Origin of the sequence: Heyndrickxia shackletonii, assembly GCF_001420715.1 — a bacterium.
Taxonomy (GTDB): Bacteria; Bacillota; Bacilli; order Bacillales; family Bacillaceae_C; genus Margalitia; species Margalitia shackletonii.
The window spans coordinates 3,075,477-3,096,266 of the sequence record NZ_LJJC01000004.1; the positions used below are offsets into that span (position 1 = coordinate 3,075,477).

The 20,790-nt window shown below is 35.3% G+C and carries 20 protein-coding genes; all 20 read right to left on the bottom strand.

The features are described from left to right. Position 1: 1 nt before the first annotated feature. Complete coding sequence (locus AN964_RS14740) at positions 2 to 1,285, bottom strand: flagellar hook-length control protein FliK (protein WP_055740410.1); 1,284 nt, start codon at positions 1,283 to 1,285, stop codon at positions 2 to 4. A 253-nt stretch (positions 1,286 to 1,538) separates the two neighbouring features. After that, a complete protein-coding gene (locus tag AN964_RS14745) occupies positions 1,539 to 2,126 on the bottom strand; it encodes a MotE family protein (RefSeq protein WP_055740411.1) in 588 nt (195 codons plus the stop codon). An 8-nt stretch (positions 2,127 to 2,134) separates the two neighbouring features. Then, a complete protein-coding gene (gene fliJ, locus AN964_RS14750) occupies positions 2,135 to 2,581 on the bottom strand; it encodes a flagellar export protein FliJ (protein WP_055740412.1) in 447 nt (148 codons plus the stop codon). A gap of 2 nt (positions 2,582 to 2,583) precedes the next feature. Then, positions 2,584 to 3,903 (bottom strand): flagellar protein export ATPase FliI, encoded by a 1,320-nt coding sequence (gene fliI / locus AN964_RS14755; protein ID WP_055740413.1) that lies wholly within the window; start codon positions 3,901 to 3,903, stop codon positions 2,584 to 2,586. Beyond that, positions 3,900 to 4,661 carry a flagellar assembly protein FliH gene (gene fliH / locus AN964_RS14760; RefSeq protein WP_055740414.1) on the bottom strand — a complete coding sequence of 254 codons (762 nt, stop codon included), beginning with the start codon at positions 4,659 to 4,661 and terminating at the stop codon, positions 3,900 to 3,902. Before fliH ends, fliI begins: the two co-directional genes overlap by 4 nt. Continuing rightward, on the bottom strand, positions 4,654 to 5,667 hold the full coding sequence (gene fliG, locus AN964_RS14765; protein WP_055740415.1) for a flagellar motor switch protein FliG: 1,014 nt from the start codon (positions 5,665 to 5,667) through the stop codon (positions 4,654 to 4,656). The genes fliH and fliG overlap by 8 nt, the downstream gene beginning before the upstream one ends. A gap of 11 nt (positions 5,668 to 5,678) precedes the next feature. Then, positions 5,679 to 7,271 (bottom strand): flagellar basal-body MS-ring/collar protein FliF, encoded by a 1,593-nt coding sequence (gene fliF / locus AN964_RS14770; RefSeq protein WP_055740416.1) that lies wholly within the window; start codon positions 7,269 to 7,271, stop codon positions 5,679 to 5,681. A gap of 78 nt (positions 7,272 to 7,349) precedes the next feature. Beyond that, the gene (gene fliE / locus AN964_RS14775) at positions 7,350 to 7,679 is read right to left on the bottom strand and encodes a flagellar hook-basal body complex protein FliE (protein WP_055740417.1); all 330 of its coding nucleotides are present in this window, start codon (positions 7,677 to 7,679) and stop codon (positions 7,350 to 7,352) included. 80 nt (positions 7,680 to 7,759) lie between these two features. After that, positions 7,760 to 8,206, bottom strand: coding sequence for a flagellar basal body rod protein FlgC (gene flgC, locus AN964_RS14780; RefSeq protein WP_055740418.1), 447 nt, complete (start codon positions 8,204 to 8,206; stop codon positions 7,760 to 7,762). Positions 8,207 to 8,208: 2 nt separating this feature from the next. Next, entirely contained in the window at positions 8,209 to 8,601 is a 393-nt protein-coding gene (gene flgB, locus AN964_RS14785; protein ID WP_055740419.1) for a flagellar basal body rod protein FlgB, read from the bottom strand. A 372-nt stretch (positions 8,602 to 8,973) separates the two neighbouring features. After that, positions 8,974 to 9,753 carry a GTP-sensing pleiotropic transcriptional regulator CodY gene (gene codY / locus AN964_RS14790; protein WP_055740420.1) on the bottom strand — a complete coding sequence of 260 codons (780 nt, stop codon included), beginning with the start codon at positions 9,751 to 9,753 and terminating at the stop codon, positions 8,974 to 8,976. 119 nt (positions 9,754 to 9,872) lie between these two features. Then, entirely contained in the window at positions 9,873 to 11,273 is a 1,401-nt protein-coding gene (gene hslU / locus AN964_RS14795) for an ATP-dependent protease ATPase subunit HslU (RefSeq protein WP_161809285.1), read from the bottom strand. 115 nt (positions 11,274 to 11,388) lie between these two features. Beyond that, complete coding sequence (hslV, locus tag AN964_RS14800) at positions 11,389 to 11,931, bottom strand: ATP-dependent protease subunit HslV (protein WP_055740421.1); 543 nt, start codon at positions 11,929 to 11,931, stop codon at positions 11,389 to 11,391. Positions 11,932 to 12,117: 186 nt separating this feature from the next. Then, entirely contained in the window at positions 12,118 to 13,020 is a 903-nt protein-coding gene (gene xerC, locus AN964_RS14805) for a tyrosine recombinase XerC (protein WP_055740422.1), read from the bottom strand. Between the two features lie 313 nt (positions 13,021 to 13,333). Next, positions 13,334 to 15,409, bottom strand: a complete 2,076-nt coding sequence (topA, locus tag AN964_RS14810; protein ID WP_055740423.1) for a type I DNA topoisomerase — start codon at positions 15,407 to 15,409, stop codon at positions 13,334 to 13,336. A 240-nt stretch (positions 15,410 to 15,649) separates the two neighbouring features. Continuing rightward, positions 15,650 to 16,522, bottom strand: a complete 873-nt coding sequence (dprA, locus tag AN964_RS14815) for a DNA-processing protein DprA (RefSeq protein WP_055740424.1) — start codon at positions 16,520 to 16,522, stop codon at positions 15,650 to 15,652. 97 nt (positions 16,523 to 16,619) lie between these two features. Beyond that, entirely contained in the window at positions 16,620 to 17,522 is a 903-nt protein-coding gene (sucD, locus tag AN964_RS14820) for a succinate--CoA ligase subunit alpha (protein ID WP_055740425.1), read from the bottom strand. An 18-nt stretch (positions 17,523 to 17,540) separates the two neighbouring features. Continuing rightward, the gene (gene sucC / locus AN964_RS14825; RefSeq protein ID WP_055740426.1) at positions 17,541 to 18,701 is read right to left on the bottom strand and encodes an ADP-forming succinate--CoA ligase subunit beta; all 1,161 of its coding nucleotides are present in this window, start codon (positions 18,699 to 18,701) and stop codon (positions 17,541 to 17,543) included. Positions 18,702 to 18,892: 191 nt separating this feature from the next. Beyond that, the gene (locus AN964_RS14830) at positions 18,893 to 19,183 is read right to left on the bottom strand and encodes an EscU/YscU/HrcU family type III secretion system export apparatus switch protein (protein WP_055740427.1); all 291 of its coding nucleotides are present in this window, start codon (positions 19,181 to 19,183) and stop codon (positions 18,893 to 18,895) included. After that, positions 19,180 to 20,775, bottom strand: a complete 1,596-nt coding sequence (locus AN964_RS14835; protein WP_055740428.1) for a hypothetical protein — start codon at positions 20,773 to 20,775, stop codon at positions 19,180 to 19,182. The genes AN964_RS14830 and AN964_RS14835 overlap by 4 nt, the downstream gene beginning before the upstream one ends. Between the last annotated feature and the right edge of the window lie 15 nt (positions 20,776 to 20,790).

The following is a 20,790-nucleotide window of genomic DNA, read 5'->3' on the forward strand; positions in this document are numbered from 1 at the left end:
CCTATATTATTTTTTCTAGTAAACTCTCACTTAAAAAATTGGAAAAGGATGTATCATTCTCTTCTTCATTTTCTTGATTAGGTGTTTCATTATTTTGGCCGGATGATTGTTGTCTTGGATCTTGTTGTCCAAATTTTTGTGTCTGGGTTTCTCCATACAGGACATCAATTTTATCCACCTGAATATTTTGCATAGAAAAAGCGTCTTTTAATTGATTGATTTGAGAATCCAATAAATCCTTCGCAGTCCCGCTGCTTGCAAACATTTTTGCCGTTATACTTCCTTTATCCTGTAATAATTCAATTCTAATAGAACCTAAATGTTCTGGATAAAGTTTAATAAATAGTTTATTTGTTCCGTCTAATCCTGTTGTAAGCTGTGATTTTGCCAGGATATTCGTAAATTCTTTGACAAATTCACTATAATTACCTGAGGTTTCAGTTCCCTTTCCAAGATGCAAAATAAATTGCTCTGTTTTTGAAATAGGATTCATCAAATTAGAAAACAAATTTGTCTGAGCAGACGAGTCTTCGATATTTTCACCTGAACCTTTCGAAACTTCATTAACTTGATTTATGTCAGATACCATACTTTGGCGATCCTTTAATATAGAAGAAAAGGCAGTTTGAAGAATCGTATTTTGTGTTGTTAATTTACTGTTTCTTACCAACAATTCAATTTTTGCAATTACATTCTGTAAACCTTCATTCAATTGTGTTAGCTGTTTAATATCTCCCATTGATAAGTCAACAGTCTTGGCAAGCTGTTCAGTTACCTTTACATTTTTTGCAAATGTTTGAAGCTGATTTCCTTTTAACTGTTCAAAAGCATCAGAAGGCAGTTTTGAAACGGCAGAGGCTAACTCAGACATTCCTTTTAAAAACTTACCATCCACTAAGGAGCTTTTCACTTCTTTCAATTGAGACAAAAATTGCGGTAAATTTGCAAATAGGCTTTGTAGACTATCAAGCAAATCATTCATTTGCGCTTTCCAGTCTTCCTTCGTCATCCCCAACAAGTTACTAATTTGGTCATCAGAAATTTTATCGTTATTTGTAAAGCCTAGTCCATTTGTATTTGGTAATCCATTTTTTAATATCTGCAAAATTGTTTTTAAAACATCTGCCAGATTTTCAGTGGAACCTATTCCATCCTGATTTCCTTTACTTGCTTGAAGCTGCAGCAAACTGGAAAACGCATTATTTGTATTCCCTGTTTTTAAGCCATTTTTACCAGTATTTACCGATGGAGAAATTGAACCTAATGGAAGCATCGTGACATTCATTATTTCACCTCCTTTCAAAATCAAATGCATAAGCGACTTGAACATCGGCGTATGGATTTCGTAGTCGCAGGCTCGAGATAAAGGAAACCGTGCTGAAGTAGTTCACGAGCTGATGTTAACTTATCGTAGGGAGAAGACGTAGAAATCCACTAGCCGATAGGCGCTTAAGCTAGACGCAGACCCCTTTATAAAAAGTTTATCCAAGGCTATTCACATGGTTTAATTTTTTATTTCCTATGCAAATACATAATTTTTAATTTGAGCTTCCTCCAAGCATTTCTGTATATTTCGCAGCACGGTCGGCAGGCATCTTTTCTAATATACTTGCTAATGCCTCTGAGCTTAGCTTAGATAAAATCTTCACCGCGTTTTCATCCTTCATTTGAAGGATAATCGGGGCCGCGTTTTTCGGATTCATGGATTCATATGAGCTAACAATTTCTTTGAAATCTTTTGTACTTTGGGCTTGAGACTTTTGTAAGCTTGCAATTTGTTGTTGAAGTCTTTTTTGCTCTAAAAGTAATTGCTGTTTTTCATTGTCCCCACTGTCTAATTGCTTCTGCAGATTTTCAATTTGTGTATCTTTGTTTTGAATTTCTGCATTTAAACTGATTATCTTATCCTCATCTGCTTTCGATCTGTTCGTAGCATTATTAGCAGACAATATATGAGTTTTTTCCCCAAGTTCTTTTGCCTTCTCAAAAACATTGATCCCCGCAAATGTTGTGACAATTAATGCTATAACAATCGCAAATAATAATGGTATGACAACGACATATATGAACCATAAAAACTTGTTGCCTGATTTCTCTTCTTCTAGTAATGCTTCCTCTTTTGCCATACAATCACCTAATTTCCTGTCCGATGAAAATATTGGAGAGTAGAAATTTCATCCGTTACCTTGTCCTCTTCAAGTTTCATTTGTTCTAAAAACTTTTCATAATCTTTTATTTTCATTTTTTCATATTTTTTTACTTCGACATTTTTTTCAATCAGTTGTGTTTCACACCAATTCATACGATTCCTTGCATTCAATACAAGTTCTTGATAATACTTAATAGATTTTTCCATGTTTATAATGAATCGCTGGTAATGTCTTATTTCTTGAACAGATGATCCAGTTTGCAGCTTTTCTGCTTGGAATAATTCTAAATCTTCCTTTTTCTTCAGTAAACGATATAACTCTTCTGCCACTTCTTCGAATGTTTTAATAGCATTTTGATAAGCTGATAATGCTTCCTCTTTTTCGCGTTCCTTGAAAGTTAAAACCTTTTCGAATTTATACTGGTATTTCATGTTCATTCACCATTTTCAGCGAGATTTATGATAGAAGCAATACTTTCATTCATTGTAATTTTTTCATCAGTTCGTTGTTTTAAGAAAGAAATAATTTTCGGATACATTTGAATAGCCAAATCAATTTCTTTTGAGCTACCTCGCTTATAAGCCCCAATGTTTATGAGATCCTCTGCATTTAAGTATGTACTTAAAAGATCTCTGATTTTTTCTGCTGCTTGTTTATGCATATCAGAAACAAGATGATTCATTAAGCGGCTTACGCTTTTCAATATGTTGATAGCTGGATACTGTCCTTTATTGGCTAAAGCACGATCCAATACAAAATGCCCGTCTAATATTCCGCGTACAGTATCAGCAATAGGCTCGTTCATATCATCACCATCTACCAACACCGTGTATATACCTGTAATGGTTCCGTTTTGATTCGTACCTGTTCGTTCCAATAATTTAGGTAATATGGCAAATACGGAAGGGGTATATCCCTTCGTTGCAGGAGGCTCCCCAACTGCTAGTCCGACTTCACGCTGTGCCATTGCAACACGGGTAACAGAATCCATCATAAACATTACATTTAGACCTTTATCTCGAAAATACTCGGCGATGGCAGTTGCCGTAAAAGCACCTTTAATCCTCATTAATGCCGGCTGATCCGAAGTAGCACACACGACGATGGATCTTGCCAGCCCTTCTGGTCCAAGATCTCGCTCGATAAATTCCCTAACCTCACGTCCTCGTTCCCCAATAAGTGCAATTACATTCAAATCCGCATTTGTATTTCGAGCTATCATTCCCAAGAGCGTACTTTTTCCAACACCACTTCCCGCAAATATCCCGACCCTTTGACCTTTACCCACGGTTAAAAGACTGTCTATCGCACGAACCCCGAGCTCCATCTCTTCCGAAATAGGCGGACGCGTTAATGGGTTTGGCGGTGCCTGTTCCGTTTGGATGGCCATTAAACCTTTTGGCAATGGTGAATCATCAAGCGGATTGCCAAGGGAATCAATAATTTTTCCAATCAATGAATTGCCAACTTTCACTTCGAGTGAACGGCCAGTAGCTTCCACTAAACTTCCAGGAGATATATCTTGTATTTCTGTATATGGCATGAGAATAACATTTTCTTCTTTAAAACCAACTACTTCCGCCATTATTTTTCTGCCTTTTTTCTTACCGCCAACATGAATGAAGCATACTTCACCGATTGAACTTTCGGGCCCGATGGATTCAATCATTAGCCCTACCACTCGGTTTACTTTTCCAAACCGCTTATAAGTTTCAATATTTGGAATGAAAGTCAAAAGTTCACTTGCTTTCATGAATAGACACCTTCTAATACCTCATGCAATTTCTCTTGTAACATGTTAAGCTGGCTATCAATGCTAGCATCAATTCGACCATTTTCGGTTTCCACAACACATTGATTTTCCGTAAATTGTTCATCACCGTAAATATAACATTGTACCTGACCGGCTAAAATACTATCCAATTCATCCTTTCTTGACAGGATTATTGGGTATTTTGAAGGATGAACGATAATTTTTATCTCTTGATTTTCCCTCACTTCCTTAACTGTTTGTTTGACAAGTGAAAGAAATTTTTCCGGCTCTCCCGCTAATGTGTCACATAAAATTTTTTTAGCAGCCGTTATACCTAAATCTAAAATAACTTTTTCTGATTCTTCGATGTGTTTTACAAATTCATTTTTGGCATGAGCAACCATTGTATTCGCTTCATCTATTCGTAAACGATACTCTTCAAACCCTTGATTTCTGCCCTCTATAAGTCCTTGTTCAAATCCACTCTTTTTAGCTTCTTCAATCCATAATTGCTTTTCTTGAATCCACTGTTCTTTTTCTTGTTCGATTTGTTCCCTTATTTTTTGGGCTTGTTCCTCTGCCTCTTGAATCATCGATTCGGCTTTATGCTGAAATTGACTTAAATATTTTTGTTTCTCCATTTCGAACAAGGCGTCAGTTTCATTTTGCTCAAAACTATTTGCAATAAAAATATCTTTTAAGTCAATTATTTTTCCCGGAAGTTCATTATTAAAAGAAGATTTAATAATCTTAGACAATGATGTCATCTCCTCCGCCACGGGCAATAATAATTTCCCCGGAATCTTCCAGTTTTCTGATAATCGTTACAATTCTTGATTGCGCCTCTTCTACATCTCTTAAACGAACTGGTCCCATATACTGCATTTCTTCCTTAAAGGATTCAACCATACGGGTGGACATATTTCGGAAAACAACATCCTTTACTTCCTCACTGGATACTTTAAGAGACAATAGTAGATCCTCATTATCAGCTTCACGGATAACCCTTTGAATGGAACGATTATCTAATGTCACAATATCCTCGAATACAAACATCCGTTTCTTAATTTCCTCAGCAAGCTCAGGATCTTGAATTTCCAATGAATCTAATATTGTTTTTTCTGTTGAACGATCCACTCCGTTCAATACTTCTACAACAGCTTCTATACCGCCAGTTTGTGTATAGTCTTGGGTTACGGTTGACGATAGCTTTTGTTCAAGTATTGCTTCTACCTCGCTAATAATCTCCGGCGAAGTTCGATCCATAATTGCGATACGTCTTGCTATATCAGCTTGAACATCTTGTTGTAATTCCGATAATATTTGCCCCGCTTTTTCTGGTTCCAAATAAGAAAGTATTAATGCGATTGTTTGCGGATGTTCATTTTGGATAAAATTCAGGATTTGAGAAGGCTCTGCACGTCTTGCAAAATCAAATGGTTTGACTTGCAAAGAAGATGTTAACCTATTAATAATGGTTGCGGCTTGTTCAGACCCTAGTGCCTTCTCAAGAACCGTTTTTGCATAGCCAATCCCGCCTTGAGAGATATAATCCTGTGCTAAAGCAATATTATGAAATTCATCTAATATTTCTTCTTTTGTCTCAGTGGGAACTTTTTTAACTCCTGATATTTCCAGAGTCAGCTTTTCTATCTCTTCTTCTGTTAAATGCTTATACACGGATGCCGAAACATCAGGACCTAAGGAGATAAGAAGGATAGCGGCTTTTTGTTTTCCAGACAAACCTTTTTCTCTACTTGCCATTCCTTACCCCCCTATTCTTCGGATAACCATGTACGTAATAATTTTGCAAATTCATCTGGCTTATCTTTTGCCATTTTTTCTAATTGTTTTTTACGAAGAGTTGTTTCCGTTTCATGTTCTTCATTAACATCAGCAATTTGAATTGGTTCTGTTTTAACAAAATCATCCTCTTCTTCTACATCTTTCCTTCTAACACGAAGCATAAAGAATATCAATAGGCCTATGATTAGTAATAATATTCCTCCAATGACATAGACCCACCATGGAATTTTTGACTGGTTAACTGGTGCAGAGGTCGTATTTCCATTAAAAGGCTGCACTGATACAGCGATTTTGTTTTGGATAGCCTGGTTAGAAAGATTCGTTCCGCTGCTCTTATCAATAGAAGTACTTATAATAGTAGATAAAATTTTATTAATATCATTAATTCTGCTTTGCGGCAGTGAACTCGGATTTTTTGGGTTTGGCGGTTCTACCATGACTTGAATTCCCAAATCACGTATCTTATATGGACTTTGAACAATTTGATTATGAATTTTATTTACTTCATAATTCATGGTTTCTTGAATTTTTTCATAGTCGCCATTTCCATTCGAGCCATTTTGTACATACGTTGTTCCAGAACCAGTATCGGATGAATTTGTCCCTGGTACTCCGCCAGCTGCAGCAGCACCATTCCCAGAATACGTTTCCGTAATTTTTTGCGCACTAACGGCAATACCCTTCATATTTTGCTTATCAACAGGCTGTACTAAATGCTCATCTGTATTCTCCTGCGTAAAATCAATATCCGCGGTAACGCTTGTTACAACCTTGTTATACCCCATTAAAGTTCCTAGCATTGTTTGAACTTGTCTTTGGATATCTCTTTCAATTTGATGCTTTATATCCATCTGTTCAGCAAATGTACTTCCAGTAGAATTTTTATCATTATTTAAATCAAAATACTCAAAATTTTGATTCATAATGACGATATTATCTGTAGGAAGATTCGGTACACTTTTGGATACTAAATTATAAAGTGATGTTATTTGTTTATCAGTAAATTCATACCCAGGCTTTGTCGTCAAAACAATGGATGCTGAAGCTTGTTGATTAGGATCGTTTACAAATATTCCTTTATCAGGCATATTTATCATAACCTTAGCATTTTCTACACCATCCACTTGTTTAATAAGATTGGATAGTTCTGTTTGCATAGCATCTAATTTGATGACATTAAACTCATTGTCCGTCATACCGAAGCTTGCATTTTGACTAAAAAAGGAATAGTCAATACTTCCTGTCTTTGGAATGCCCTCTGATGCCAATTCCACCTTGAGATTATCTACATCCTGTTTCGGCACACTAATGGTCTTTCCATTATCGCTAATAACCGACTTGATTCCTTTAGAATCCAGACTCTGTTTGATGGAACCCGTTTCAGTTGGTTCAAGATTACTATATAAAGGAACCATCGTTGTTCTGGTGGTAAAATAAGTAATCCCTAAAATAAGTAAAAGAATTATTATAAATGCTGATATACCTGTGATCTTTTGTTTTTTTGTTCTGCTTTTCCAGTAATCTTTAATTCTATTAAAGAATTGTTTTATATTCTCATTCATTTCTTTCCCCCGAATCACATTTCACTTTTATCTTATTGTCTTAATCGAAGGTATTGGTATTAGCAATAAACATAAATATTATACTTGCATTCTCATTGTTTCTTGATAAGCTTCAACAACCTTGTTTCGAATTTCAAGAGCCGCTTGCAATGTAATATTGGCCTTTTGTGCAGCAATCATAACTTCATGTAAATCAACATTATCGCCATTGGCTAATTTTTGTGTTAATACATCTGATTGAATTTGATCATTATTGACTTCGGAAATGGACTTTTTTAGCATATCAGCAAAACTAGTTTTTGATGGGTTCGCTGATGTTGTTTGTCCTAAATTATTTTGATTAAAATTTATTTGGCCTGACGGACGAAAAATATTGGCCGCGACCGTATTAATATTTTGAAGAGCCATAGAAGAACCTCCGTTCATGTATAAAATGTATAAACTATCAAATTTTTCAAGCTTAATGTAAAGCTCAAAGAAATATGTATTTACTTACCAATTTCTAACGCCTTCATTAACATGGCTTTATTAGAATTAAACACCGTTACATTCGCTTCGTAAGATCTTGTAGAGCTCATAAGGTCGACCATTTCTTTTAATGGATCGACATTTGGCATTTCAACATAACCGTCAGCATTGGCGTCGGGGTTTTGCGGATCGTATACAAGCTTAAATGGTGTATTATCATCAACAATTTTTGCAACTTTAACACCATTACCAGTTGTATTGCCCGTTGACGCTTGCAAAAAAGATGAAAAAGAATTGGACATTGGTTCTAGAACTACCTCTTTTCGCTGGTATGGCTGCCATTTTCCGTTTACCAATTTGCCTCTTGTTGTATCAACATTAGCCATATTGGAGGAAATAACATCCATTCGTAAGCGTTGTGCAGTAAGAGCAGAGGATGTAATGTTCATGCTATTAAATATTGACATTTTTATTTGCCACCTTTAATTACAGTTTGTAAAGTAGAAAACATTCCGTTAATTCGGTCCGTTAATGCACTATAATAGATTTGATTTGTAGCTAAGTTCGACATTTCTTTATCTATATCCACACTATTCCCGTTATCGTTATATTCCACATTTTGTTGTGTAATAATAGCCGGATTATCAGAAACAGATTGAAACGGAATATGCCTTTGATCTGTCATCTTAGCTGAAAAGGCTTGATTCATAGAGCTGTTCAGCATTGCCCCGAATGAAACATCTTGCGCTTTGTAGTTTGGAGTATCTACGTTGGCAATATTGTCCGCTATTACTCTTTGTTTTAATGAAGAATAATTTAAGGCATTCTCTACCGTGGAAAATGTATTGTTAAATAACTTCAAATTTCTACACCTCTATTTAAGATACGACATTTTTTTATCCATTACGACATAATATTCTATCAACTATTTTAATGTTTTAATATCTTAGTGTCCATGCACATATTTTGAAATTTAAGTAATTACATATCAAATTTTTAAAATTAGTTCTTTTGGATTATAATTATTACGAAACAACAACAATATATACAAAAATACGACATAATTATCAAAAAAGTTAACTGAATTCATTTTATCAAGGGAAGAAATTACAAACTAGTGGATAATATTGGATATATATGAGGAATAATAGCTTCATTTGAAAAAAAGCCGTCAATTATCAACAATTGACGGCTTTTTCTTTTGATTATTTTATATTTACCAATTTCTGAATGCTTAGTTTGCTTTTAACTTGTCTAATTCTACTAAGAATTTATCATTTAACACTTTAATATAAGTACCTTTCATCCCTAGTGAACGTGATTCAATAACACCAGCACTCTCCAGTTTTCTAAGAGCATTTACAATCACTGAACGTGTAATACCTACACGATCCGCAATTTTTGAAGCGACAAGTAATCCTTCTTTTCCATTAAGTTCTTCAAAAATATGTTCAATAGCTTCTAATTCACTGTATGATAAAGAACTAATCGCCATTTGAACAACTGCTTTACTTCTTGCTTCTTCTTCAATTTCTTCAGACTTTTCACGTAAAATTTCCATTCCTACTACGGTTGCACCGTATTCAGCAAGGATTAAATCATCGTCATTAAATTGTTCCTGAAGTCTAGCAAGAATAAGCGTACCTAATCTTTCTCCTCCGCCGATGATCGGAACGATAGTAGTTAAGCCACTTACGAATAAATCTTTATTTTCAACTGGAAATGCTGTATAGGCACTTTCAATACCAATATTTGATGATGTTTCATTAATATTAAATAAACTGTTTGTATACTCTTCTGGGAATTGGCGTTCCTCTAACATATGGGACATGCGTTCATTTTCAATTTGTTGGTTGATAGCAAATCCAAGTAATTTTCCACGGCGACTAACAACGAATATATTCGCCTCAATTACCTCACTTAGTGTTTGCGCCATTTCTTTAAAATTTACCGGTTTACCGGCAGCCTTTTGTAACATAGCATTAATTTTTCTAGTTCTGTCTAATAAATTCATTTTTCTTCCTCCTAGTGTTTTTATAATCATTGCAAAAATTTTTCAAAAAAATAATTCCGAATCCTTGTTGATCCATTACTTTATAATATGTGAACACTACCTTCAGGAACTTTTCTCGCCTATAAAATAAATTGACTTAAGTCCTTGTTTTGCGAAATAGCACCAAGCTTCTCGTTTACATATTGAGGTGTAATAGTAACCTTTTCTAGCGTTATTTCAGGTGCTTCAAAAGATAAGTCCTCAAGAAGTTTTTCCATAATCGTATGAAGACGTCTGGCACCTATATTATCGGTATTCTGATTCACTTCAAATGCAATTTCAGCAATTCTAACAATAGCTTCGTCAGAAAATTCAATTTGTATACCTTCCGTTTCTAATAATGCTGTATATTGTTTTATTAACGCATTATCAGGTTCCACTAAAATTCGATAGAAATCATCTACCGATAGTTTTGTTAATTCCACTCGAATTGGAAAACGTCCCTGCAACTCAGGAATTAATTCAGAAGGTTTTGCCATATGGAATGCACCCGCAGCAATGAATAAAATATGATCTGTTTTTACGGAACCATACTTCGTTACTACAGTAGACCCTTCGACAATAGGCAGGATATCTCTTTGAACACCCTCTCGTGATACTTCACCTGCTGAAGAATTGCCACTTTTGCTGACAATTTTATCTATTTCATCAATAAAGATAATACCCGTTTGTTCTGCGCGATAAACAGCCTCTTGCGTAACATCGTCCATATCTATTAGCTTTTGTGCTTCATCATTCGTTAATACCTTGCGTGCTTCACTAACGGTTAGCTTTCTTTTTTTCTTTTTCTTTGGCATAAGATTGCTTAGTGCATCCTGCATATTCATTCCCATTTGTTCCATGCCGGAGCCTTGCAGCATATCAAACATGGAAGGAGCTTGCTCTTCAATTTCGACTGATACAAGTTCGTCTTCAAGTTCTTTATTTGCAAGCTTAGTCTCAATAATTTTTTTTCTTTCCTTCATGGATACATCTTCTGCGGTATCCTCATCCGATTCGTCGTGTTCTTGCACATTTCCGCCGCCAAATAACATTTCAAATGGGTTTTTATAATTATTTGTTTTCTTCTTAGCTGGAACAAGAAGCTCAACTAAGCGGCGGTTTGCGTTTTGCTCCGCAAGATCCTTTACATCATTAATTCTTTCTTCTTTAACAAGTCTTACAGAGGTTTCCACCAAATCTCGAACCATGGATTCTACATCGCGCCCCACATATCCAACTTCCGTAAATTTAGTCGCTTCAATTTTTACAAACGGAGCACCGACTAATTTCGCCATTCGTCTGGCGATTTCCGTTTTTCCAACTCCAGTTGGCCCAATCATTAAGATATTCTTTGGAATAATTTCTTCACGAAGTGCTTCGGTTAAAAGGCTTCTTCGATAACGATTTCTTAGTGCAACAGAAACTGCTCTTTTTGCATCTTTTTGCCCAATAATATATTGATCAAGTCTTTCAACAATCTGTCTAGGCGTTAAACTCATCGCTTTGTTTATTTTATAAGCCAAGATACCCTCACTCCTTCTTTCATTATGATGAGACAATCTTACATCTGAAAAATGAGATGTAGATAGTCCCTGTTACTAAAGAAGATAAGTATTATAATTCTTCCACAATAATATTCGAGTTCGTATAGACACAAATATCAGAAGCAATTTTTAAAGCCGCCTCCGCCATTTCTTTTGCAGATAAATGATCTCCACTAAATTGTTTAAGTGCGCGGCCTGCTGCCAATGCATAATTACCACCGGAACCTATCGCCAATATTCCATCATCCGGTTCAATAACTTCACCAGTACCTGAAACTAGCAATAGATTTTTTTCATCCATTACGATTAACATTGCTTCTAATTTTCGCAAAACCTTATCGCTTCTCCATTGCTTCGCCAATTCTACTGCTGCACGCGCCAGATTTCCATTGAATTCTTGGAGCTTACCCTCGAACATTTCAGATAGGGTAAAAGCATCTGCAACAGAACCTGCAAAACCAGCAAGTACTTTACCATTAAACAGCTTTCGAACCTTTTTAGCTGTATGCTTCATCACTACAGCATTACCAAATGTAACCTGACCATCGCCAGCCATAGCGCTCTTGCCTTTATGTTGAATAGCAAATATCGTAGTTGCGTGGAAATCGCCCATTTCAAACACCTCCGAAAAGATAGTGCATTTTATATGATACCTTCAGGAAATTAAAATTAACCGAGTATGCTGTTTAAATTTGGAAGTAAAATATCTTTTTATTCCCATAAATTATACATATTTCTTCATGGTTTTATACCTTATTTCACATTCAATAAATAAATTAAAATTTACCAAGGCATGTATTTATGCTCTTGGGTGGTGTGCAATATACGTTTTTCTAAGATGTTCTTTTGTAACATGTGTATAGACTTGTGTAGATGATAAGTACTCATGACCCAAAAGCTCTTGAACCGTTCTAATATCTGCACCATTATCTAATAAATGAGTTGCAAAAGTATGTCTGAGCATATGCGGATGCATTTTTCCGGTAAGTGCTGCCTTTTCAATTACGCTATTCAATATATGTCTGATGCCCCGAACGGTTAATGGGGTTCCTTTATAATTTACAAATAATTGATGATGAGGGGCTGCGGTTTGCATCAATTGGTTTCTTGCTGTTTTTATGTAATCATGAAGGGCGACACGCGCAAATGAGCCGAAAAGCACAATACGCTCTTTATTTCCCTTACCATTTACAAGAATAGCATCGAAATCAAAGTCTATATCCTTCAATTGTATGTTTGCGCATTCACTCACTCGTATTCCAGTTGAATATAAAATCTCAAGCAATGCCTTGTTCCTTTTATCGAGAGGACTGGGTCCATCACATACTTGAAATAGCTTTTCCATTTCTTCTTGATAAAAGAATTTTGGAATTCTAAGTTCCTTTTTCGGCTGTATTAAGAGAGCAAATGGATTTTCTACTACAATCTTTTCCCTCATCAAAAATTTGTAAAAGCTGCGCAAGGAAGAAATTTTACGTGCTAAGCTCGCTCTTTTGTACTTACTCGAATATAGTTGGGTTAAATAGAGTCTTGCATCAAAGTACTCTACCTTTTGTAAATCGGAAATACCTTGTTCAATCATGAACATAAAAAAGTGTTCAATATCTTGACGATAAAATTTTATTGTATACTCCGAGTAATTTTTTTCAATTTGAATATACTCGATATATGAAACTAAACAGTTTTCCAAGACTTCATTCATATTTAACACCTCACAAGGGCTACTAAATAGTATCATAATTTAGTAATCCTCGCAACGAATAATACAAATTTTTCATAAAGTTTTGAATTGTTTCTAAATCTAAGATGTCTGACCTATTTTCACTGTTGAAGGAATTATCCTTCTGCATTTTACAACACTAATTAAAATAAAGAAAGAAAAAGGGGCTTCGAATCGAAAAGTTCACAAAACCATCAATATTTTTACTTAATATGTAAAATAAGAGCAATAGCTAAGAGGTAAACTTTATCATTTCCTACACTACAAGTTAAAAGAGTAAGCAATCGCTTACTCTTTAGCTTTCCGCTTTTTCCTTATAATCACAATTTGTACATTGAACTTGAATTCCCTTTTTCAATTTCTTCTCTACAAGTACATGATCACATTTAGGACACTTTCTTTCAATTGGTTTATCCCAGGATATGAAATCACAGTCAGGATAGCGATCACAGCCATAAAATGTTCTTTTTTTCTTTGTTTTACGTTCAATAATATTTCCTTTTTCACATTTAGGACATTTGATGCCGATTTCTTTAACAATTGGTTTTGTATTGCGGCAATCCGGGAAATTGCTGCATGCCATAAATTTACCGTAGCGGCCCATTTTAAAGACCATTGGACTGCCGCATTTCTCACAATCCTCTCCTGCAAATTCATCTTTAATTTCAATCTTTTCCATTTCTTCTTCCGCTTTTTTCAGCTTTACTTCAAAATCTTTATAAAATTCATCAATGATTTTTACCCATTCGACTTTCCCGTCTTCGATTTCATCCAAATTATTTTCCAGCCTAGCTGTAAATTCTACATCGAGAATTTCCGGGAAAAACTCTAACATGAGCTCTATTACTATTTCTCCAAGCTCTGTTGGAACAAAACGTTTATTTTCTAACGCCACATACCCTCGCTTTTGAATGGTATCAAGGGTTGGAGCATAAGTTGAGGGTCTTCCTATGCCTAGCTCCTCTAATGTTTTTACAAGTCTTGCTTCCGTGTAACGCGGAGGCGGCTGTGTAAAATGCTGTTTCGGATCAATATTCGTGGATTTTACATTATCTCCCGTCTTTAAATCCGGTAATAAATTTTCCTTCTCCTCATGCCCATCATCCGTTCCTTCCACATATACCTTCATAAAGCCGGAAAACTTAACTTTCGAACCATTCGCCCTAAAACCAACATCTCCATTTAAAATATCTACACTCATCGTGTCCATAATAGCCGGAGCCATTTGACTAGCTACAAAACGGTCCCAAATAAGCTTATATAAACGCAATTGATCCTTGCTTAAATATTCCTTTAATGAGTTCGGATCTCGGAATGTGCTGGTTGGTCGTACTGCTTCATGAGCATCTTGCGCATTCGTTTGCTTTTTATCTTTTCTTTGCTCTGTTCTAGCATACTCTTCTCCATAATTTTCCTTGATATATGATGCTGCTTCCGATTGCGCAACCTCCGAAACACGTGTTGAATCCGTTCTCATATACGTAATTAACCCGACGCTGCCTTCTTTGCCAAGATCAATACCTTCATAAAGCTGTTGAGCTAGCATCATTGTTTTTTTTGCCCTAAAATTCAACTTCCTAGCAGCTTCTTGTTGTAAAGAGGAAGTGGTAAATGGTGGTGATGGATTTCTTTTTCTTTCCTTTTTTGTAACGGAAGCAACCGTATACTTATCGTCCTTTAATTTAGACAAAACATCTTTAACATCTGATTCGGATGTTAAATCTAATTTTTTTCCGTTAATGCCATAAAAGGAAGCTTGAAAAGTTTCCTTTCCAAATTCGAAATCAGCAGTGATGGACCAGTATTCTTCCGGAATAAAATTCTTAATTTCATTTTCACGGTCGATAATAAGCCGAACCGCAACCGATTGAACTCGCCCAGCACTTAATCCTTTCTTCACTTTTTTCCAAAGTAATGGACTGATATTATATCCAACTAAACGGTCTAAAATTCTCCTTGCTTGCTGAGAATCGACTAGATCCATATTAATTGGGCGCGGGTGTTTAAAGGATTCTTTAATAGCATCCTTCGTTATTTCATTAAAAACAACCCTGCAGTCAGAATGAATATCCACATCCAGACTATGTGCTAAATGCCATGCAATTGCCTCTCCCTCTCTATCGGGGTCGGCCGCAAGATAGACTTTTTTTGCTTTTTTCGCGGCTGTTTTTAAATCTTTTAATATCGGTCCTTTACCTCTTATGGTTATATACTTCGGTTCATAATTATGTTCAGTATCCACACCTGTTTGACTTCTAGGCAAATCCCTAATATGTCCCATAGATGCTTTCACTTTGTATTTTTTTCCAAGATATCGTTCAATGGTTTTCGCTTTCGCAGGCGATTCCACGATTACTAAGTAGTCTGACATCAAAAATCCTCCCCAGAGGTGTTATATAAATTTCTTTCAACTATCCTTACATTTGTAATTTTTACATGTATTGAAATCAAGTGTACATAATAGACCTGATTTTCATATTTGTCAATTATTCCTTAATAAAAACTATCCTTCAAGCACACATTCCTCTTGAATTTAAATCCTTTCCATTTCATAAGGATGATATAATGAAAAAATCTTTTAAATTATTTTTAAGATAATTAGCGGTATTATTTAATAATGGAACTCTTCGAGAATATCTTCCCCTGTTTGAACGAGTTTTGCTCCTTGTTGTATCAGTTTATTAGTACCTTGTGAAAGTGATTCATCAATATTTCCCGGTACTGCAAAAACCTCTCTTCCTTCTTGAAGAGCAAAGTCTGCTGTTATTAGAGAACCACTTTTTTGTTCAGCCTGAATTACCACGATTCCTTTCGAAAGCCCGCTAATTATTCGATTTCTCATTGGAAAATGCCACTTTTGCGGTTTCGTATGCGGAGGATATTCCGAAATAATTAAATGCTCTTTTTTCATATTCTCTACTAAACCAATGTTTTCCTGCGGATAAATATGAAAAAATCCGCTTCCTAATACACCAATTGTTTTACCTTTACAAATAATAGATGTTTTATGTGCCATTGTATCTACTCCTTTTGCAAGACCACTAATAATGACATAGTTTTGTTTAATAAGAGGAGGAGTAATTTTTTTAATTGCTTTTAATGCTTTGAAATCAGCTTTTCTAGACCCTACTATTGCTATTGACGGATATTGTAGAAGCTTTTGATCTCCGATTGTATATAGGACTAATGGTGGGTTAAAAATTTGTTTTAGTAGATTGGGATAATTCTTATCAAAAATGGTAATACATTGGATTTGGTGTTTTCGATAGTTTAAAAGTAATGTATCAACATCTAAATGGTGCAAATCTTGATAAATTTTTTCTATTTGACTTGTTTTACCCAAAGTAATGGATTTTAATACAGGGAGGGAAAATTTGTATAGTGATTTTAACTCGGGGTCCCTTTTTAGGATTTGTAGTATTGTATTGGATGTAATACCTTGACAATGGTGAAGATGAATAAGACTTTTCTTAAATTCTTCCATAAAATCCTCCTTAAAATTGAAAAATCCTTTCTTTTATGAAAATATTGCAAATAGCCCCTCTTTCATAGAGGGACTATTTTTTATATTTCAGTATTAATTAATGTGTTTTACACTTTTCATAAAGGCCTTTTTCTTTTAAAACACTAATTAGTGTTTCACCCATTACAGAAGGTGTTTCAGCCACTTTAATTCCGCATTCATTCATGACACGAATTTTTTCTGCAGCAGTACCTTTACCGCCAGAAATAATCGCACCAGCGTGACCCATACGTTTTCCTGGAGGTGCCGTTACACCGCCGATGAAGCCAACAACTGGTTTTGTCATATTAGCTTTTACCCAGCGTGCTGCTTCTTCTTCCGCTGTTCCCCCGATTTCACCAATCATAATAACAGCTTCTGTTTCCGGATCTTCGTTAAATGCTTTAAGCACATCAATAAAGTCAGTACCGTTAACAGGGTCTCCACCGATACCAACAGCAGTTGTTTGGCCAACACCTGCTTGTGAAAGCTGATGAACAGCTTCATAAGTTAATGTACCAGAACGAGAAACAACACCTACATGGCCTTTTGTATGAATGTATCCTGGCATGATACCAATTTTACATTCTCCTGGAGTGATGACGCCTGGACAGTTAGGACCAACTAGGCGAGTTTTCTTACCTTCCATGTAACGTTTTACTTTTACCATGTCTAGTACTGGAATATGCTCAGTGATACAAATTACTAAATCTAATTCAGCATCAACTGCTTCTAAAATAGCATCTGCAGCAAATGGAGCTGGTACGTAGATAACAGAAGCGTTGGCACCAGTTGCTTTTACAGCATCTTCAACTGTATTAAATACAGGAACGCCTTCCACTTCAGTACCGCCTTTACCAGGAGAAGTACCACCAACAATTTTTGTACCGTATTCTAACATTTGTTTTGTATGGAAAAGAGCTGTTTTACCAGTAATACCTTGTACGATTACTTTCGTGTCTTTATTAACAAAAACGCTCATTTTATTCCCCTGCCTTTCTTAACCTACTAGTTCAACGATTTTTTGTGCGCCATCTGCCATTGATTCAGCAGCAACGATGTTTAAACCTGATTCATTAAGGATTTTCTTACCTAATTCAACGTTAGTTCCTTCTAAACGTACAACTAAAGGCAACTCAAGGCCAACTTGCTTAGTTGCTTCCACAACACCTTCAGCAATAATGTCGCACTTCATAATTCCACCGAAGATATTGACAAAGATACCTTTTACATTCTTATCAGAAAGGATAATTTTGAATGCTTCCGTAACTTTTTCTGCAGTTGCACCGCCACCAACATCCAAGAAGTTAGCTGGGTCTCCACCGTAATGCTTAATGATATCCATTGTAGCCATTGCAAGACCGGCACCATTAACCATACATCCGATTTTGCCATCTAAAGCGATGTAGCTAAGATCATACTTAGAAGCTTCGATTTCTTTAGGATCTTCTTCTTCAAGATCACGATATTCTAGTACGTCTTTTTGACGGTATAGTGCATTTGAATCAAAGTTTAATTTTGCATCAAGTGCCATAACATTTCCATCACCTGTTACAACTAGAGGGTTGATTTCAGCGATAGAGCAATCTTTTTCGATGAATGCAGTATACAAGCCCATCATAAATTTCACAGCTTTGTTTACAAGCTCTGCAGGAATATTAATATTAAATGCAATACGACGAGCTTGGAATGCTGTTAATCCAACAACAGGATCAATTGTTTCCTTGAAGATTTTTTCCGGTGTTTCTGCAGCCACCTCTTCAATTTCAGTACCGCCTTCTTCTGAAGCCATTAACGTAACACGAGAAGTTGCACGGTCTAATACTAGACCAACATAATATTCTTTTTTAATGTCGCAACCTTCTTCAATTAGAAGACGTTTCACTTCTTTTCCTTCAGGTCCTGTTTGGTGTGTAACTAATGTTTTGCCTAAGATTTCGCTTGCATATGTACGTACTTCGTCCAAATTCTTAGCAACTTTAACACCGCCAGCTTTACCTCGACCTCCGGCATGAATTTGTGCTTTTACTACACAAACTTGTGTACCAAGTTCTTTTGCCGCTTCTACTGCATCTTCTACTGTAAAAGCAACCTTTCCATTTGGTACCGCAACCCCGTATTTTCTGAGGATTTCTTTACCTTGATACTCATGGATATTCATTTTCCATCCTCCTATCAAACAATGACAAAAATTTAACTGCGTTTTCATTGTATATAAAGGTAGAAAATATGTCTAGCTTTATGAATGATTTAGATAATTTTGCAATTTATTTTTAACTATCGGAATTGCAAACCTATTCTATTTATCTATACAAAAGCAAAAAAGACATTAAAAACATCAATATTAGCTGTCTAATGTCCTTTTCCTGCTCGCTGATCTACTTTATATATAAACGCAAAAACTTCCGCAACAGCTTCATAAAGCTCTTCAGGTATAGTCTCATTGATATCCAGTGTCCCAAGTAATTGCACCAGACTAGGATCCTCTTGAATAGGGATACGATGTTCCCTCGCTTTTTCAATTATATTATCAGCAACGAAGCCTTTCCCCTTTGCTGCAATGACCGGAGCAGAATGTTTTTCAGATTGATAGCTTAGTGCAATCGCTTCTCTTCCATCTGAAAGCTTATTTTTATTTTTCATATCTTTAAGTCCACCCCGTTATAGGCTTGATTTACATTTCTAGTATTTTTCTTTATATGCGTGGTCTTTTCAGATTGTATCTCCATAAAATGAATTGCGGATAGCTGATAATTTAATTCTTCTAAGTTATTTTTTAATTTGGGAATAATATTGGCTGCAGCTTCCTTTACATTCGATTCACTGTAGACATTCACATTGATTACGCGATTTTGCACTTTCATTTCTACAATCGTTTCATGAAGGTGTTCCAGATTTAAGTAAAAGAGAATATGACAGTAGTTCGGGTCGATTTTTCCATCTTCTTTTTTCTTTCCAGACCATTGCATGGTTAGATTTGTTTTAAACCCAAATAATTGAATGGGAATTTCATAAAATAAATGCTGGATTGGGCTACTATCATACATTTGAATTTGCTGACCATTCATTTTATTTACAAGGCTATCTGCAATTTCACGTACTTCTTGTGAATGGCCAGATTCCTGCAAGAATTTAACGAGTAAAGGCTTTAATTGTTCCTCTACATGATGTTCTGCTGGATTACCTGCAATCTGGTATTCATAAAATAATCCTAATGATTTTGTTACTTCCTTAAATTGTTTAACGACATCTTTTCCATTTAGTGTCTGTTTCATAGTGTTTAAAATATCTGTTAAGTAGTCTTTTTCTTGTTGGGTAAATAACATATTTTCAGGCGGTACTTCCTTTGAAAAATAATGTTCGATTACCTTCACTGTATTATTAACTATTTTTTGGGAAATTGATGGATTACTTATAAATGCTGTTTTTTCCGTTAAAAATTCATTTTGATTTTGTATTAAATTGGTTGAATTTTTCGTCTTTGTATATAAAGAAAGATCCTCCAACTCCTTCCCAAGTTTTTGTAAAACCGATTTGGATATTAATTGCATATCATTGGTTTTAGAAACAGTATCGTCTTTTAAAGTTTGGATTAAACTTGTAGCCAGTTGCTTATTCTGGATATTTTTAATAGTGTCAATCGCCGATTGCATTTCCTTAACAATAGGCGTTTGCTCTTCATTCGAAAGTGATAATTCAAGTAGCTGAATTTGATTTTGAATAGGTTCCTTATTTTCCGTTGCATATAATGATTTGAATATCGATTCAGATATGGTCAGTCCCTTTGCCACCATTTGTTTGATAATATTAAGATTTTCCTTATTATCTGTTGAATTGGAAAGCATTCCGCTCATTTTCAAAACGGTTTCCTTTGTAAATGGAATTTGTTCCTTTGAAAGAAATTGAACCAAATCTATATTTGCTTTCGTAGATGGCAGTGAAAGCTGTTTTAATATTATAGAAGGCTCATTTCCGCTTTGTTGCTTATCAGAAAGCAACTTCAACTGAATATCTCCTTCATCCGAATCCACTTGAAACCAATATGCTTCGCCATTTTTCAATGCTACCTCAAGTTTTGCGATAAGATTTTGATTTCCAATTTGTAGCAGTGCAAAATTATTAGGATAAATATTTTTCACTGTAGCAAAAAAGATCTTTCCTTTTTGAAAGGTGAAAGTAATTGAACGGTCACTCGTATTTAATTGTTGTAATCCATTTATGATCGAAGACAACATTTTTTATTCCTCTTT

Excerpts from the sequence above, each read along its gene's own strand:
- codY (WP_055740420.1), bottom strand. The coding sequence starts at position 9,753 with ATGAATTTATTAGACAGAACTAGAAAAATTAATGCTATGTTACAAAAG.
- dprA (WP_055740424.1), bottom strand. The coding sequence starts at position 16,522 with ATGGAAGAATTTAAGAAAAGTCTTATTCATCTTCACCATTGTCAAGGT.
- fliG (WP_055740415.1), bottom strand. The coding sequence starts at position 5,667 with ATGGCAAGTAGAGAAAAAGGTTTGTCTGGAAAACAAAAAGCCGCTATC.
- sucC (WP_055740426.1), bottom strand. The coding sequence starts at position 18,701 with ATGAATATCCATGAGTATCAAGGTAAAGAAATCCTCAGAAAATACGGG.
- hslU (WP_161809285.1), bottom strand. The coding sequence starts at position 11,273 with ATGAGTTTAACGCCTAGACAGATTGTTGAAAGACTTGATCAATATATT.
- fliI (WP_055740413.1), bottom strand. The coding sequence starts at position 3,903 with ATGAAAGCAAGTGAACTTTTGACTTTCATTCCAAATATTGAAACTTAT.
- xerC (WP_055740422.1), bottom strand. The coding sequence starts at position 13,020 with ATGAATGAAGTCTTGGAAAACTGTTTAGTTTCATATATCGAGTATATT.
- fliF (WP_055740416.1), bottom strand. The coding sequence starts at position 7,271 with ATGAATGAGAATATAAAACAATTCTTTAATAGAATTAAAGATTACTGG.
- sucD (WP_055740425.1), bottom strand. The coding sequence starts at position 17,522 with ATGAGCGTTTTTGTTAATAAAGACACGAAAGTAATCGTACAAGGTATT.
- AN964_RS14745 (WP_055740411.1), bottom strand. The coding sequence starts at position 2,126 with ATGGCAAAAGAGGAAGCATTACTAGAAGAAGAGAAATCAGGCAACAAG.
- topA (WP_055740423.1), bottom strand. The coding sequence starts at position 15,409 with ATGTCAGACTACTTAGTAATCGTGGAATCGCCTGCGAAAGCGAAAACC.
- AN964_RS14835 (WP_055740428.1), bottom strand. The coding sequence starts at position 20,775 with ATGTTGTCTTCGATCATAAATGGATTACAACAATTAAATACGAGTGAC.
- fliJ (WP_055740412.1), bottom strand. The coding sequence starts at position 2,581 with ATGAAATACCAGTATAAATTCGAAAAGGTTTTAACTTTCAAGGAACGC.
- hslV (WP_055740421.1), bottom strand. The coding sequence starts at position 11,931 with ATGGGCGATTTCCACGCAACTACGATATTTGCTATTCAACATAAAGGC.
- AN964_RS14740 (WP_055740410.1), bottom strand. The coding sequence starts at position 1,285 with ATGAATGTCACGATGCTTCCATTAGGTTCAATTTCTCCATCGGTAAAT.
- AN964_RS14830 (WP_055740427.1), bottom strand. The coding sequence starts at position 19,183 with ATGAAAAATAAAAATAAGCTTTCAGATGGAAGAGAAGCGATTGCACTA.
- fliE (WP_055740417.1), bottom strand. The coding sequence starts at position 7,679 with ATGGCTCTTCAAAATATTAATACGGTCGCGGCCAATATTTTTCGTCCG.
- flgC (WP_055740418.1), bottom strand. The coding sequence starts at position 8,206 with ATGTCAATATTTAATAGCATGAACATTACATCCTCTGCTCTTACTGCA.